The organism is Williamsia sp. Y844, from assembly GCF_056786475.1.
Genome location: NZ_JBXCJB010000001.1, coordinates 1728765 through 1742749, shown reverse-complemented (window position 1 = coordinate 1742749; position 13985 = coordinate 1728765). Strand labels below are relative to the sequence as shown.

The 13985-nt window shown below is 65.1% G+C and carries 16 protein-coding genes; 6 read left to right on the top strand and 10 right to left on the bottom strand.

All coding sequences use genetic code 11. From position 1 onward, the window contains the following. Positions 1-49 precede the first annotated feature (49 nt). Together AC1TQG_RS07755 and AC1TQG_RS07750 are read left to right on the top strand one after the other, a co-directional pair. The gene (locus AC1TQG_RS07755; protein ID WP_482136350.1) at positions 50-802 is read left to right on the top strand and encodes an isocitrate lyase/PEP mutase family protein; all 753 of its coding nucleotides are present in this window, start codon (positions 50-52) and stop codon (positions 800-802) included. A 106-nt stretch (positions 803-908) separates the two neighbouring features. Next, on the top strand, positions 909-2627 hold the full coding sequence (locus tag AC1TQG_RS07750; RefSeq protein ID WP_482136349.1) for a cation:proton antiporter: 1719 nt from the start codon (positions 909-911) through the stop codon (positions 2625-2627). 21 nt (positions 2628-2648) lie between these two features. Here AC1TQG_RS07750 and AC1TQG_RS07745 read toward each other — a convergent pair whose 3' ends face one another. From AC1TQG_RS07745 to rnhA, 3 genes are read right to left on the bottom strand one after another with little or no spacing between them, the layout of a single operon-like run. After that, positions 2649-3746 (bottom strand): PQQ-dependent sugar dehydrogenase, encoded by a 1098-nt coding sequence (locus tag AC1TQG_RS07745; RefSeq protein ID WP_482136348.1) that lies wholly within the window; start codon positions 3744-3746, stop codon positions 2649-2651. Between the two features lie 17 nt (positions 3747-3763). Beyond that, complete coding sequence (locus tag AC1TQG_RS07740; protein ID WP_482136347.1) at positions 3764-4687, bottom strand: D-isomer specific 2-hydroxyacid dehydrogenase family protein; 924 nt, start codon at positions 4685-4687, stop codon at positions 3764-3766. Further along, positions 4687-5130, bottom strand: coding sequence for a ribonuclease HI (gene rnhA, locus AC1TQG_RS07735; protein ID WP_482136346.1), 444 nt, complete (start codon positions 5128-5130; stop codon positions 4687-4689). The genes AC1TQG_RS07740 and rnhA overlap by 1 nt, the downstream gene beginning before the upstream one ends. 70 nt (positions 5131-5200) lie before the next feature. On the opposite strand from rnhA, the gene AC1TQG_RS07730 reads away from it, so the two are divergent. Continuing rightward, a complete protein-coding gene (locus tag AC1TQG_RS07730) occupies positions 5201-6220 on the top strand; it encodes a nitronate monooxygenase (RefSeq protein WP_482136345.1) in 1020 nt (339 codons plus the stop codon). On the opposite strand, the gene AC1TQG_RS07725 is transcribed toward AC1TQG_RS07730, so the two are convergent. The 5 genes from AC1TQG_RS07725 to AC1TQG_RS07705 all read right to left on the bottom strand — a co-directional run bounded on the left by AC1TQG_RS07725 (position 6221) and on the right by AC1TQG_RS07705 (position 9284). Beyond that, entirely contained in the window at positions 6221-6370 is a 150-nt protein-coding gene (locus tag AC1TQG_RS07725; protein ID WP_482136344.1) for a hypothetical protein, read from the bottom strand. Between the two features lie 103 nt (positions 6371-6473). Next, a complete protein-coding gene (locus AC1TQG_RS07720) occupies positions 6474-7142 on the bottom strand; it encodes a hypothetical protein (protein ID WP_482136343.1) in 669 nt (222 codons plus the stop codon). Positions 7143-7192: 50 nt separating this feature from the next. Next, the gene (locus tag AC1TQG_RS07715; protein WP_482136342.1) at positions 7193-7906 is read right to left on the bottom strand and encodes a YwaF family protein; all 714 of its coding nucleotides are present in this window, start codon (positions 7904-7906) and stop codon (positions 7193-7195) included. 54 nt (positions 7907-7960) lie between these two features. Then, positions 7961-8503 carry a HutD family protein gene (locus AC1TQG_RS07710; protein WP_482136341.1) on the bottom strand — a complete coding sequence of 181 codons (543 nt, stop codon included), beginning with the start codon at positions 8501-8503 and terminating at the stop codon, positions 7961-7963. Between the two features lie 70 nt (positions 8504-8573). After that, a complete protein-coding gene (locus AC1TQG_RS07705; protein WP_482136340.1) occupies positions 8574-9284 on the bottom strand; it encodes an NUDIX hydrolase in 711 nt (236 codons plus the stop codon). Positions 9285-9389: 105 nt separating this feature from the next. Between AC1TQG_RS07705 and AC1TQG_RS07700 the strand changes: the two genes are divergently transcribed. Further along, entirely contained in the window at positions 9390-10391 is a 1002-nt protein-coding gene (locus AC1TQG_RS07700; RefSeq protein WP_482136339.1) for an SPFH domain-containing protein, read from the top strand. 30 nt (positions 10392-10421) lie between these two features. Further along, a complete protein-coding gene (locus AC1TQG_RS07695; RefSeq protein ID WP_482136338.1) occupies positions 10422-11306 on the top strand; it encodes a diacylglycerol kinase catalytic domain-containing protein in 885 nt (294 codons plus the stop codon). Between the two features lie 28 nt (positions 11307-11334). Here AC1TQG_RS07695 and AC1TQG_RS07690 read toward each other — a convergent pair whose 3' ends face one another. Further along, positions 11335-12312, bottom strand: a complete 978-nt coding sequence (locus AC1TQG_RS07690) for a bile acid:sodium symporter (protein ID WP_482136337.1) — start codon at positions 12310-12312, stop codon at positions 11335-11337. A 230-nt stretch (positions 12313-12542) separates the two neighbouring features. On the opposite strand from AC1TQG_RS07690, the gene AC1TQG_RS07685 reads away from it, so the two are divergent. Further along, positions 12543-12785, top strand: coding sequence for a DUF3263 domain-containing protein (locus tag AC1TQG_RS07685; RefSeq protein WP_482136336.1), 243 nt, complete (start codon positions 12543-12545; stop codon positions 12783-12785). A 35-nt stretch (positions 12786-12820) separates the two neighbouring features. On the opposite strand, the gene AC1TQG_RS07680 is transcribed toward AC1TQG_RS07685, so the two are convergent. After that, complete coding sequence (locus AC1TQG_RS07680; protein ID WP_482136335.1) at positions 12821-13969, bottom strand: acyl-CoA dehydrogenase family protein; 1149 nt, start codon at positions 13967-13969, stop codon at positions 12821-12823. Positions 13970-13985: the final 16 nt, after the last annotated feature.

Genomic DNA, 13985 nt, shown 5'->3' with positions numbered 1-13985 from the left:
CTGCCCACTTCGCGGAATGTTGACGACAACCGGCGTAGTTGTAGAGGGCATGACGGGACTCTCAAGCAAGGCCGCAACTCTGCTCGAACTCCATCAGCCCGGAAACCCGGTGATCCTGCCGACTGTGTGGGACGCGTGGTCGGCCAACCTGGCCGTCTCCGCGGGATTCACCGCACTGACCGTGGGCAGTCATCCGGTGTCGGATTCGATCGGCAAATCCGACAACGAGGGCATCACCTTCACCGAACTGACCACCCGCATCAAACAGATCACCGACGCGGTCGACGTGCCGATCTCCGTCGACATCGAAGCCGGATACGGCGAAGACCCCAAACGGCTGATCGACGGACTGATCGCTGCAGGCGCGGTGGGACTCAACATCGAGGACACCGTCCACAGCGAGGGCGGCCGTCTGCGGGAAGCGCAGGAACACGCCGACTTCGTGGGTGCCCTGCGCGCGGCGTCCGACGCCACCGACGTACATGTGGTGATCAACGCCCGGACCGACCTGTTCGTCAAACAGGTCGGCGACGAGGGCGACCGGGTCGATCGGGCCATTGCCCGCCTGAAACTGGCTGCGCAGGCCGGTGCCGACGTGCTCTACCCGGTGGGCTTCCACGAGGATGCGGTACAGAAACGGCTCGTTGAGGAGTTGCCACTGCCGGTCAACGCCATCGGGCATCCGGTGAACAACAACAAGGCCGCCTTCGCTGCGCTCGGGGTCGCCCGCGTCAGTTTCGGTCCGCTGTTCCAGATGGTCCTGGCCGTGCGGGCCGACGAAGTCCTCGCGCCCTGGAAGTAGGGCCACTCCGTTGACCGCGCCGAACCAACCGTCGACCGGGCCGAAGTTGCACAACCAAGGCAGCTCGGCTGCCGGTGATTCGTGACAGCGGTGGCAAGGTGTGGGTGTGGAACTGACACTGGTCTTCGTCCTGGCAGTCATCGCAATCGTGGGCGTAGCGGTGTTTTCGGGCCGGCTGGGTGTCGCGGCACCGTTGTTGCTGGTGATCGTCGGGGTCGGCCTGAGTTTTCTGCCCGGGGTTCCGGACGTCGAGATTTCACCGGAACTCATTTTGGCGGGTGTGCTGCCGCCGCTGCTGTACGCGGCAGCGGTCAACATGCCTGCCCAGGATTTCCGGCGCAACTTCAAACCGATCACGGCGCTCGCGGTCCTGCTGGTCGTCGTCACCACGCTGGGGACGGGTTGGTTTTTCCACGCCCTGATCCCTGACCTGGGATGGCCCGCGGCCTTTGCTCTTGGCGCGGTGATCAGCCCGACCGACGCGGTCGCGGCAACCTCGATCGGTAAGAAGTTGGGGCTGCCCTCGCGAGTGGTGGCGGTCCTCGAAGGTGAGGGTTTGGTCAACGACGCCTCGGCGCTGGTGTTGTTGCGGTCCGCGGTGGCAGCGCTCGGCGGCACGGTGACGCTCTGGGGTGTGGCCGGCGATTTCGTGTTGGCCGTGGTGATCGCCGTGGCGATCGGGGTGGTTGTCGGCTACGTCAATGTCCGCGTCCGCGGTCTGCTCGACGACCCGATCCTGACCACCGCCATCTCGTTGGTCGTGCCGTTCATCGCCTACCTACCCGCCGAAGAGGCCGGGGCCTCGGGCGTGTTGGCCGTCGTGGTCGCAGGTTTGGTCACGGGCCATCAGGCATCGCAGCATCTGGGTGCACAGGACCGGCTCACGGAGGCGGTCAACTGGCGCACGCTCGCCTTCCTGCTGGAGGGCGCGGTGTTCCTGCTGATGGGGCTCGAGCTCAAGAAATCGATCGAAGATGTCCAGGAGAGCTCGTTCAGCACCTGGCACGCGGTCGGCCTCGGACTGCTCGCCGCGGTCATCGTGATCCTGCTGCGGATCGCCTTCGTGGCACCGATGGTCGCGCTGTTGCGCCGCGACACGAAGCGCGCCCACGAGTCGATCCCGCGCCTGGACAAAATGCAGGCTAGGCTCGACGCCCGCGAACCCGACGACGTACTCACCGAACGACGACTGCGCCACATGCAGACCCGAATGACGCGGGTCTCGGCCGACGTCGCCTTCAAACTCAACGAGACCCTCGGATGGCGCGGCGGTGTGGTGCTCGGCTGGGCGGGTATGCGCGGCGCCATCACCGTTGCCGCCGCACAGACGCTGCCGTCGGACACCCCCCACCGGCCGCAGCTGATCCTGATCGCGTTTGTGGTCGCCGGGACAACGCTTCTGCTGCAAGGTTTCACACTGCCGACGGTGATCCGGATGGCGCAGGTCGCACCCGACGATCAGGACCGGCTGCGCGGTGAATACGAGCAGCTGGTCGGCGAGCTGAGGGAGGCCGCCGCCGATGCACTGCGTGATCCGGCAGTGATCGGCACCGGTGAAGACAGGGTGTCAGACGCAGTCATCGACATGGTTCGCAACGACAGCATCATCGGTCGGGGGCGCGTCCAGAGTGACACCGAGGTCGAACAACGCGGCCGTGACGAGTACTTTCGGGTTCGCATGGCGGTGCTCGTCGCCGAACGAAAGACGCTGCTCCGCGTCCGCAAATTGGGGTTGTGCAGCTCGCAGGCACTGTCCCACGCGCAGCATCTGCTCGACCTCGAAGAAGCACGGCTCGAACAACTGAACATCGATGAGTCCGACTGATCTCGGCTGATCGCGTTCAGTTCAGCTGATCACGACGCGTTTGATCCGATCATCGCCCGGTTGCGGGTTGCCGCGGCCGTCGGTGTTGTTGGTCAGAAACCATAGGGAACCGTCGGGCGCTACCGCCACATCGCGGAGTCGGCCGAACTCGTCGACGTACAACTCTTCGGCGGTGGACGGATCTGCAACCGGAATCGCGCGCAGCCGTTCACCTTTCAAATTGGCGACGTAGATGGTGTCGTCGGCGATGGTCATGCCACTGGGGCTGGCCTCGTCGGGGCGCCACTGTTGAACAGGATCGATGTAGGCGCTGTCGCCGACCGCCTCTCCGATGCCCTCGACCTGCGGCCAGCCGTAATTGCCGCCAGGCCGGATGATGTTGAGTTCGTCCCAGGCGTCTTGGCCGTACTCGACCGAGAACATGGTGCCATCGTCAGACCAGGCCAGCCCCTGCACATTTCGGTGACCCAGTGACCACGCGGGACTTCCCGCGGTCGGGTTGTCAGCAGGCACCGTGCCCTCGGGTGTCAAGCGCAGGATCTTGCCCGCCAAGCTCGACGGATCCTGGGCACTGGACCGTTCCTGCGCATCGCCGGTGGTGATGTAGAGCATGCCGTCCGGGCCGAACGCGATGCGTCCGCCGTTGTGGGTACGCCCACCCGGGATCCCGACCAGGATGTCCTTGGGTTCACCGAGCCCGAGACCGCCTGCGGATCCGGTCAGCGAGTACTTCGCCACGCGGTTGTCGCCGTCGCTGCCGGTGAAATAGACGTACAGGTCGCCGTCGTGGGCCGCCAGTCCGAGCAGACCGCCCTCACCGGCAGGTGCGACATCGCGGACGGTCCCGACCACGCGGGTGCCGTCGCCGACGATCTCGAGGATGTCGCCGGTGTCGCGTTCGCTGATCAGGGCAGCACCCTGGGTGAACACGATCGACCACGGTGCATCGAGGTCGGTCACGACGTCTGCCGGCGTACTCGGGTATTGGATCTGGGTTGACGTCTGGGCCGACGTCGGCGGCGATGGACTCGTGGGCGCGGTGTTTCCGCTCTCGCCGCTGCACGACGCGATCACACTCGCCCCGGCGAGGGACATGAGTACTCGGACGCTTGTGCGCACGACGACCTCCCGGAAGATCAGTAGCTGGCGTTCGGATCGACCAGTGCCAGCATGTTGTCGCCGCCGGCAGCGAACCGGCGCAGGTTCTCGGCGACCCAGGGGGCGAGGGTCCGCGTCAGGCCGGATGACGGGTTCGCCACGTGCGGGGTGATGATCACGTTCGGCAGATCCCATAGTGGATGGTCGACGGCGGGCGGTTCCGGATCGGTGACGTCGAGGGCCGCGCCTGCGATCTCACCGGTGGTCAGTGCGGTGTACAGCGCAGTCTCGTCGACGAGAGGTCCCCGTGCCACGTTGACGACCCAGGCGTGTGACGGCATCGCGGCCAGGGTGGTCGCGTTGATCATGTGCCGGGTCTCGTCGGTGGATGGCGCGGCCAGGACCACGTGATCGCACCGCGACCACACCTCGTCGAGTCGGCTCGACGGCAGCGTGTCGATCGCCCCGTCGACCGGTCGGCCGGAGTGGTTGACGGCCAGCACATCTGCGCCGCAGGCCCGCAGGCGCGGGATCAGCGAGCGGGCGATCCCACCGGCACCGATGATGGCCACGGTGGAACCGTGCAGCGAACGAACTGCGGTGTCGATCGCGTCTTTGTCCCAATGTCGCTGCACCGCAACATTGATCTGCCGGAGCCCGGCCAACAGCAATGCCAGGGCGTGTTCGGCGACGTTCTCGGCATAAAAGCCCGAGGCATTGGTCCAGATGCGCTTGTCGTCGAGAAGGCCTGCGTTCAGGAATGATTCGATCCCCGCAAGTCGCAGTTGCACCCATTCGATGTGGTCGGGCAGGGGTGAGGGAAAGCCATCGACATTGCCGGTCCACACCAGAGCGCGGGCATCGGCGAGGTCGACGATCTCGCCGCCTGCCGAGGTGATCGCCTGCGCCAGATACCTATCGTGGTCGGGGATCAGGGCAACCGGAACAGGTTCGGTACTCATCATCCTTCTTTCAGTTTGCGGGCAGCGCTCGTGGCGAGTTCATCGGCGATCTCGTTGTAGTGGTCGCCGGAATGGCCTTTGACCCACCTCCACTCGACCTCGTGCCTGTCACATTGTGCGATCAGTTCACGCCACAATTCACTGTTCTTCACCGGCTTCTTGTCTTTGGTCAGCCAGCCGTTGGACTGCCATCCCGACGCCCACTTCATGATTCCGTTGCGGACGTAAGTGCTGTCGGTATACAGAATCACCGTCGACGGCTTCTTCACAGCCTCGAGCCCCTTGATGGCTGCGGTCAGCTCCATCTTGTTGTTGGTGGTGTCGGGCTCGGAGCCGGAGATCTGCTTCTCGTGTTCCTTGTAGCGCAGGACGGCACCCCATCCGCCCGGTCCCGGATTGCCCAGGCAGGCGCCGTCAGTCGAGATCTCGACGGGAGTTGTCATTGTGTGATCGTCTCTGACATGGCAGAAAGGCTACCGTCGGCGTAGCACTACTCAACGCAGGAGGTTGGCCGTGGCAGTGTTCGACGTTCGTGCTCTCGAGGTACCCATCGTGGGGGCTCCGATGGCAGGTGGCCCCAGTACTCCGCAGCTGGCGGCAGCGGTCACCGAGGCCGGTGGGCTCGGCTTTCTCGCCGGAGCGTTGCTGACAGCGGACAAGCTCGCCGACGACATCGCAGTGGCGCGCTCGCTGACATCCGGACCTCTCGCGGTGAACCTCTTCGTGCCACAGCCGGACGTCGGGAAGCCCGCGGACATCGCTGCCTACGCGGAGGAACTCGGGGCGTTGGCCCGGCACTTCGGCGTCGACCTCGGGGAGCCCAAATACACCGATGACGACTACGCGCAGAAAGTCGAGGTGCTCCTGGACCTGCGTCCCGAGGTGGTGTCATTCACGTTCGGATGTGCCGACGCGGGCGATATCAAGCGATTCGCCGACGCCGGGGTGGCCACGCTCGGGACGGTGACAACGCAGGCCGAGGCGCAGGAGGCCGTCGCCCGAGGTGTCGACGGGCTGGTGGCGCAAGGTCCGGGGGCCGGGGGCCATCGCGGAACCTTTGATCCGTTGGCACGACCGTCCACCGATTCGCTGGAAACATTGGTGGTCGCGGCCGGTGCAATCAGCGATGTCGTGGTCGCGGCCGGTGGTATCAGCACGCCGGAGGCCGCCGCGGTGATGCTCGGGCTCGGTGCGGTCGCGTCGCAGGTGGGCACGGCGTTGCTGCTCAGCGATGAAGCCGGTACCAATCCGGTATCACGGGCCGCGCTCACCGATCCGCAGTTCACCGCAACCGCCGTGACCCGCGCATTCTCTGGGCGATACGCGCGCGGACTACGCAACCGGTTCATGCAGAATCACGATCAGACCGCGCCCCTGGCGTATCCCCAGATCCATTACCTGACCGGGCCTCTGCGTAAGGCCGCGGTCCGGGCCGGTGATCCGCACGCGACCAACCATTGGGCGGGTACCGGTTTTCGGGACACCCGCCCGGGGTCGGCCGCCGACATCGTTGCAGCTTTTGCTGGTCGTTGACTATTGCCCGTCGATGGAGCCCGCGGTTCCGCCGAGGGCGTGGCCACGGTTGATCTCGTGGCCGTGCTCGCCGGCTTCGTAGACCGCAGCCTGTTTGCGCAGTTCCTCGGTCTCGCCGATGGGTTCTGCGTCTTCGAAGGGGAACGTCATCTAGACCTCGCTTCGATTGGAGTGCTGCCTCCACGCTAGTCGCGGACCCGCTTGATCGCATGGAGGTACCGGATCGCCCGTCGCTGTGCCGATACCGCGCAGGTCAACGCTCTTGAGCAGTATGCCGTCGCATTCCCACCCCACGAGACACCGCAAACGACGCGCACAGGATCAGGATCACCTCGACCACTACGACGATCCACGTCGAGGTGACGGTGGAGAAACCCAACCACCACGCGCTGAACACCCCGGCCGCTGTTGCGAGAATCGCACCGGCAGGGAGCACGACTGCCGTCGCGTGCGTCGTCGGCTTCGTACCCGGAGCACCGACAGCCCCTAGCGAGAAGTGCACGGCAGCGAGGGCGACGGCATACGCGAACATTCCGGTGACCGCGTAGAGCTCTAGGGGTGAGAGACCACCGGGTGGGTCAGTTCCGGTCGTCAAAGGGATGAGCGCGGGCAGTAGGCCGACAGTGCATCCGAGTAGACCCGCCAGCACAGTGAGGCCGACGCGAGTACCTGCATCCACCCGGACGCCGACCAGGTGCAACACCGCACCGGTGACGAACCCGATCACCGCACCCACCGCACCCGCCGTCACGTAGCGCTGGGATTCCGAGGTGATGTGATCATCGGGAAAGGACGTGGCCCCGAAGTAATCCACCACGTACCCGCTACCACCGCCCGGACTCGACAGCCCCTGGTACAGCGCCGCCCCCAGTAACGCGACCAGACCACCCACGACCGTCAGTGCAAAACACAGTCTCCCCATGGGCCATATCCTGTCACTGGTCATTCGAACCAACGCTGCACAGTGAGCGATCAGGTCCGGGACGGACTTTCATCCTGGACGCGGTGGGTCCGCACCCACGGATAGGTCATCAGGGCCCACACGATGAGGATCAGGATGGTCGCGGTCAGCACGTACAGCGGCCATGGCCCCAGCACGTCCAGCAGGGTCGCCGTGTCGGGTTTCCGGTTGAGGAATCCGTAGTTGGTGCCTGCGATGCGGTTGAAGGTGAACGTGGTCACCGCCCAGATCGCTGTGACCAGGACCGCGATCCGGTAGCTGCGCCACTGCGGCCGCATCCGCCGACCCCAGGTGAGGTAGATCGCGGCCCAGACGACGAGCAGGTGGATCCCCCAGAACGTGAGGAACTCGTAGCTGGGGAAGTCCGGGCCGGTCAGGACCGGTGAGATCAACGCCTGCGCACTCAGCACCAGACCCCAGTAGTAGGTGAGCGCGTAAGCCCAATGTGCCTGCGACCATAGCGCGTAGGCCGCCGCCGCCGTCGCGAGATCGGTCAGACGCAGCGGCACAGACCCGTCGATGCTGGGCGGGAATAGCGAATAGATCAGTGCTGCACCGTAGATCGCGGCGGTCGTAACGGCCAGGGTGCGGCGCAGGCGCCGCGCCTGAGCTTCGCTCTGCCGTCGCCCGAGCCAGACCAGCAGCGCGGCGACCGCGACGAACAGTGCGATCACTGTCCAGTACGACGGCCCGTAGGCCGTGAACTCCCTTTGTGCGGTGAACATCTATCACCTCCGCCGTTGCCGTCCTCCGACCCCGCACCGGCTTCCGCCACCCATTCAGTGCGGAGTGATCTCGATCAGTATCGCGGTACCGTCCACAGATAGTGTCTGTTCACTGTGATGGATGAGGAGGCAGTCGTCCGGGTGTGCGACGAGATCGCCCGCCGAGATGCTTCCGGAAATCACGAACATTCCGGTGATCACGGCGGGATCGGTGGTGAAAGGCCGGCGACCGTGACCGGGCAGTGGCGACACGGCGATGTCGGTGGAGTCATGTTGCGCCATCACGTTGAGTGCCCGGGTGTGTCCACGCGGATGGCACTGAGGCGCACTGTCGTCGGCGAACCGATAGGGGGTGAGCGGATCGACCGGGACGGCCGACCCCGAAAAGTCCAGCACCACACCGTGGTCGCCGATGACGGTGAAGATGCGGTCGAATCCTTCGAACTCCGAGAACGTGGACGCCGCGCCGGGCAGATCGGCGACGCTGATGCGCCAGATCGGTGTACCCGAGGCATCGGCCAGAAGCGCGATCTCCTCTGTGATTCCGGCCCCGTTCTTCCAGGGCACCTGGACGCGATCGGTTGATTGAACGAGCATGATTGCCATTGGGCCACACCGGCTTTCTGATTCTCGATTGTTGGCGTGCATGAGTATCGGACTCGCCGCGTCAGGTGGGACGCAGCAGTGGCGGGTGAAGCAAGGCGGCGCCGCCGACGGTGTAGAGCGCGGCGGGGCGACCGCCGTCACGGCCGGTCATGGCTCCGGTCGGCCGGACGAAATCCGGGGCGCCGGTTACCTTGCGATGGAAATTGCGGGGATCGAGCGTTCGGCCCCAGACGGTCTCGTACACCCGGCGCAGTTCGGCGACGGTGAACTCGGGCTCGCAGAATGTCGTGGCCAGTGGCGTGTACTCCAGCTTCGACCGGGCGCGTTCGACACCGTCGGCCAGGATCTCGTTGTGGTCGAACGCCAATGATGTTGTGCTGCCAGATGGTGTGTCACCGAGAATTGTCTCGACCGGGTGCAGGGCTGCGGTGGCAGCGTCGGATCCGGCCACCGGTGCCGGGGCCTGCGGCGTCAGCGCCAGGTATGCGGTGCTGATGACCCGGCCCCGGGGGTCACGGCCCGGGCGACCGTAAGTGGCAAGTTGTTCGAGGTGGACGCTGTCGCGGCCCACTCCGGTTTCTTCGCCGAGTTCCCGGTAGGCGGCGTCGCGCAGGTCTTCGTCGTCGTGGATGAATCCGCCGGGCAACGCCCACTCGCCGATGTGCGGCTCGATGCCGCGGCGGACCAGCAACGCGCACAGCCGGCCATCGTGGATGGTCAGGACCACAAGGTCGACGCTGGCGGCGGCGTTGAACCAGAACTCGGAAGCCATGCGCTCATACTAATCGTCATCTTGACGATTAGCGACGATTGGGGTTATCGTCAATCTGACGACAACAATGGATCGTCGAGACGAGCAACAGAGGAAGGCCGGGTCATGGCTGACATCAAACGAGCAATGTTCCTGCGTCACATGCGGTGCGCGCCGAACATGTACATCGAGCACACGGCAAAGGCGAAGCTGGTGCACTCGGGGCTGGCCCAGGCGTTCTGGTTCCGGCCACTGAATGCGTCGGTCAGTGAGGTCCCGGTCGATGACCAGCAACTCCCGCTGTTGTTCCACGCCCGCACAGTGGACTTCCAGGACCTGACCGTCCAGGCCACCGTCACCTATCGGATCGTCGACCCGCACACCGCTGCCGGTCGTATCGACTTCGGTATCGATCCCGACGAGGGGGTGTGGCGGGCAAGGCCTCTGGATCAGTTGGCCGGCCTGCTCACCGAATCCGCCCAACAGCACGCACTGGACCTGCTGGCAGGCACTCCGCTGCGACAGGCACTGGCCGACGGTGTGGCGCCGGTGCGCGAACGCGTCGCGGTCGGGTTGCTCGCCGACCGGAGACTGGCCGAGACCGGTCTGGAGGTCGTCGATGTCCGGGTGGTCGCCCTGCGGTCGGAGGCCGAGATGGAACGGGCACTGCAGACACCGCTGCGGGAACAGGTGCAGCAGGAAGCCGACCGGGCCACCTATGAACGACGTGCGGTGGCGGTGGAACGGGAGCGGACGATCACGGAGAACGAGCTGCAGAGCCAGATCGAACTCGCTCGCCGCGAGGAACAGTTGGTGGACCAACAGGGACGCAATGCGCGGAAGCGGTCAACGGAAGAGGTTGCCGCAGAGAAGATCCGCACGGAGGCCGATGCGCAACGTCAGGAGTTGCTGGCGCAGACCCAAGCGGAGGCCACCCGCGTGGTCGGCATGGCGCAGGCCGAGGTGGATGCGGCAGCGCTGATGCCGTATCGCGATCTGGATCAAGCCATCGTCCTGGGGCTGGCGCTGAAGGAACTGGCTGCCAACCTGCCGGAGATCGGGACGTTGAACCTGACGCCCGATGTGCTGACACAGATCCTCGGTCGGTTTGCCGCCGAACGCAATTGACAACGCACCTACCCGCGGAAGGAAAGAATCATGGCACTGGCACCACGGGCGGTGGTCGTATACCGCCGCACCGAACTCGACGAACTGCTCGCCAAGCACGGCACCCGTGGCCAGGCCGCGTTCTTCCTGAAGTCCCGCGGACGCAACATCACCGGAGTGCAGGCTCGCCACGATGCGGTCCAACTGGCCCGCACCCGGGTCGACGCGGCGATACCGGTGGACTGGCGCCGCGGGATGGTCGAACGAACCGACCTGAGCCGCTTCGTCTTCGGTGAAGAAGATGTTGTTGTGGTGGTCGGTCAGGACGGGCTGGTGGCCAACGTTGCGAAGTACCTAGATGGTCAGCCGGTGATCGGGGTGAATGCCGAACCGGCAATGAATCCCGGTGTGCTGGTGAATCACCGGAGCCAGGATGTTGCGGACCTGCTGCGCCGGCCGGAGGCGCTCGAGCAGCTCACTCGGTGCACCATGGTCGAGGCCGAACTCGACGATGGTCAGGTGTTGCGGGCACTGAACGAGATCTACATCGGACACCCGTCCCACCAATCGGCCCGCTACCGCATCGAACTCGGCACGGCCCGCGAACGGCAGTCATCCTCCGGGGTATTGGTGGGCACCGGGACCGGGGCCACGGGGTGGTGCCAATCGGTGTGGCTCGAACGTCGCAGCAGGCTGGTTCTACCGACGCGGCCTGCGCTGGACCTGTGCTGGTTCGTCCGCGAGGCCTGGCCGTCACCGGCCACCGGCACCGACCTCACCCAGGGGTTGCTCGACGACGGTGAGGAACTCGGGATCGTTGCCGAATCCGATCTGGTGGTGTTCGGCGACGGCATCGAATCCGATGCTCTGACGGTCTCTTGGGGCCAGCGGGTCACCGTGCGTCGGGCGCGGACGTCGCTGCGACTGGTGAATTGACACTGCTGGCGGGTGAGCCAGTCCGTCACTAGGTTTGGGCCGGTACGAGTTTCGGGATCACCCGGACGTAGATGACCATCCCGACCACTTCGACGAGGGTCTGGGTGACGACAACAACGGCGGCTACCTCGAATCCGGCAGGCAATGCCAGCGCCAGTGGCATCACCACCAACGAATTGCGGGTGGCCCCGCTGAACACCACCGAACGTCGACCGGCGGTGTCGAGTGAGAACAGCGCGGCCACCAGTGCCCCGGCGCCGGACATGACGATCAGGAAGACCACGTAAACCGGTACCACCGCAACAACATCGCGGTAGTTTCCGTCGAGTTTGGGCAGCTGGGAGCCGACCACCGCGAACAACACCACCGCCATCAGCGGGACCATGGTGGCGGTGGCCGCCACCTCGAGTTGCCGAATGATCGTTGTGCGCCCCGCCGACCACTGGGTGATCCAGGCCAGTGCCAGCGGGACGACGATCAGGAACAGGAAGGCCCGGGCAAACGGCCGGAACTCGACCACGTCGGTGAGATCCGATCCCATGAAGAGCCATAAGTAGAGCGGGAGTAGTGCCATCTGGAGCAACAGCAGGAGCGGTGTGGCCGCTATCAACCGCCGGCGGCTGCCGCCTGCGAGACCCGCGAACACGATGACGTAGTCGACACACGGGCACAGCAGGACCAGCAGAACACCCACGCGCACAGCCTGTTCGGAGGGCAAGAAGGTGAACAGTGCGCCGACCACGGCGGGTGCCACCACAAAGTTCACCACCAGCAGCGCGGCGACGAACCGGTGGTCGCGCAGTGCACGTCCGAGGTCGGTGGCCGGCACCTGAAGAAAGGTCACGTACAGCAAGGCGCCCAGGGCCGGGTTGATCACGGTGGCCAGTGCAGAACCGGATCCCGGCGCCGCCCAGGCCACTGCCGCACCGGACGCGATGGCGCCGAGGTAGATGGCGACCTGATGCCGATCCAGCTGGTCGAGAAGTCTCGATGATGACTCGGACAACTCGTCGGCTCCCGTGCTCGGTAGGTGGCGATACTGCAGTGGACGCGGTATCCCGTGCCATCTTCGCAGACCGGCCTGTAGTCGTATGGCGACTGCTGTCTCCGACGCGCACGCTCCGAACATCGCGGCTCGCGGCAGCGTTCACGCGGTGTTAACGCCACCAGCTGTAATCCGCTCGAATGACGTCGCCGATGTGCGAAATGGGATGCGGCCAAGCGATAATTGGACACATGGCCAAGGCACACGACAACCTCGATGACCAGCCCGCGGACATCCTGGGCTTCGCGCGCCGCTGGTATCTCTTCGGCGGTGGATCAGCCGAGGACATCCTCGTGGAGTTCGGTATCACCGAGCACGAGTACTTCCGTCGGCTCGGCGCGGTGCTCGACACACAATCGTTCGATCCGGGCGACGACGAAATCGAAGCGATCCGGGTGGTCGTCGCGGCGCGGCAGAACCCCGACATCCGGTAGCGTCGAGTCCCACCGCGCCGGGTGGTAATCGCGGGTCAGAGCGCTCGCGCGATGATCGTTTTCATGATCTCGTTGGTGCCGCCGTAGATCCGCTGCACACGGGCGTCTTCGTACATCCGGCCGATCAGGTACTCGCGCATGTAACCGTAGCCACCGTGGAGCTGTACGCAGCGGTCGACAACCTCGCAATGCCGATCCGTGAGCCAGTACTTGGCCATGGCGGCAGTCGTCGGATCGAGTTCTCCGCGCAGGTGCTGCTCGACGCAATGGTCGAAGAAGACCTGGCTGGTGAGCGCGATCGTCTGGCATTCCGCCAGTTCGAAGGCGGTGTTCTGGAACTCGAAGATGCTGTGACCGAAGGCTTGTCGTTCCTTGGTGTAGCGGACTGTCTCTTCGATGGCCCGCTTCATCGCTCCGGCCGACTGGGCGGCGATGATGAGCCGTTCCTGTCCGAGCTGGGTCATGAGCTGTGCGAAGCCCTGACCTTCCTTGTCGCCCAGTAGGTTTGCCACCGGCACCCGCACGTCGGTGAACGACAGTTCTGAGGTGTCGGCACCGTGTTGGCCGACCTTGTCCAGGACGCGTCCGACGACGAAGCCGTCGCAGTCGCGGGTGTCGACGAGGACCAGTGACACGCCTTTGGCGCCGGCCTTGGGGTCTGTCTTGACCGCGAGGACGATCACGTCGGCCGTGGAACCGTTGGTGATGAAGGTCTTCGATCCGTTGATCACGTAGCTGTCGCCGTCGCGGATGGCGGTGGTGGTGATCGCCTTGAGGTCGGACCCGGTGCCCGGCTCGGTCATCCCGAGTGCGCCGAGCAGCTCGCCGCGTGCCATCTCGGGCAGCCACGCACGCTTCTGCTCTTCGCTGCCGTACTCGTTGATGTAGTGGGCGACGATCCCGCTGTGGATGCTCAACCCCATCGCGAAGTCGCCGGCGTAACCCTGGGCCTCGAGGACCGCGAAGTCGTGCGCGAACGTGCCGCCACCACCGCCGTACTCCTCCGGGATCGAGCACAGCAGCAGGCCGAGTTCGCCGGCCTTGCGCCACACATCGCGATCGACGCGGCGCTGGTTGTCCCAACGTTCCGCGTGGGCCATGACCTCACGCTCGAAGAATCCGCGAGCGAGATCGGAGACGGCCTGGACCTCGTCGTCATACCAGGACGGTGTGTGGTTGATCATCGTTGTTCTTTCTGCG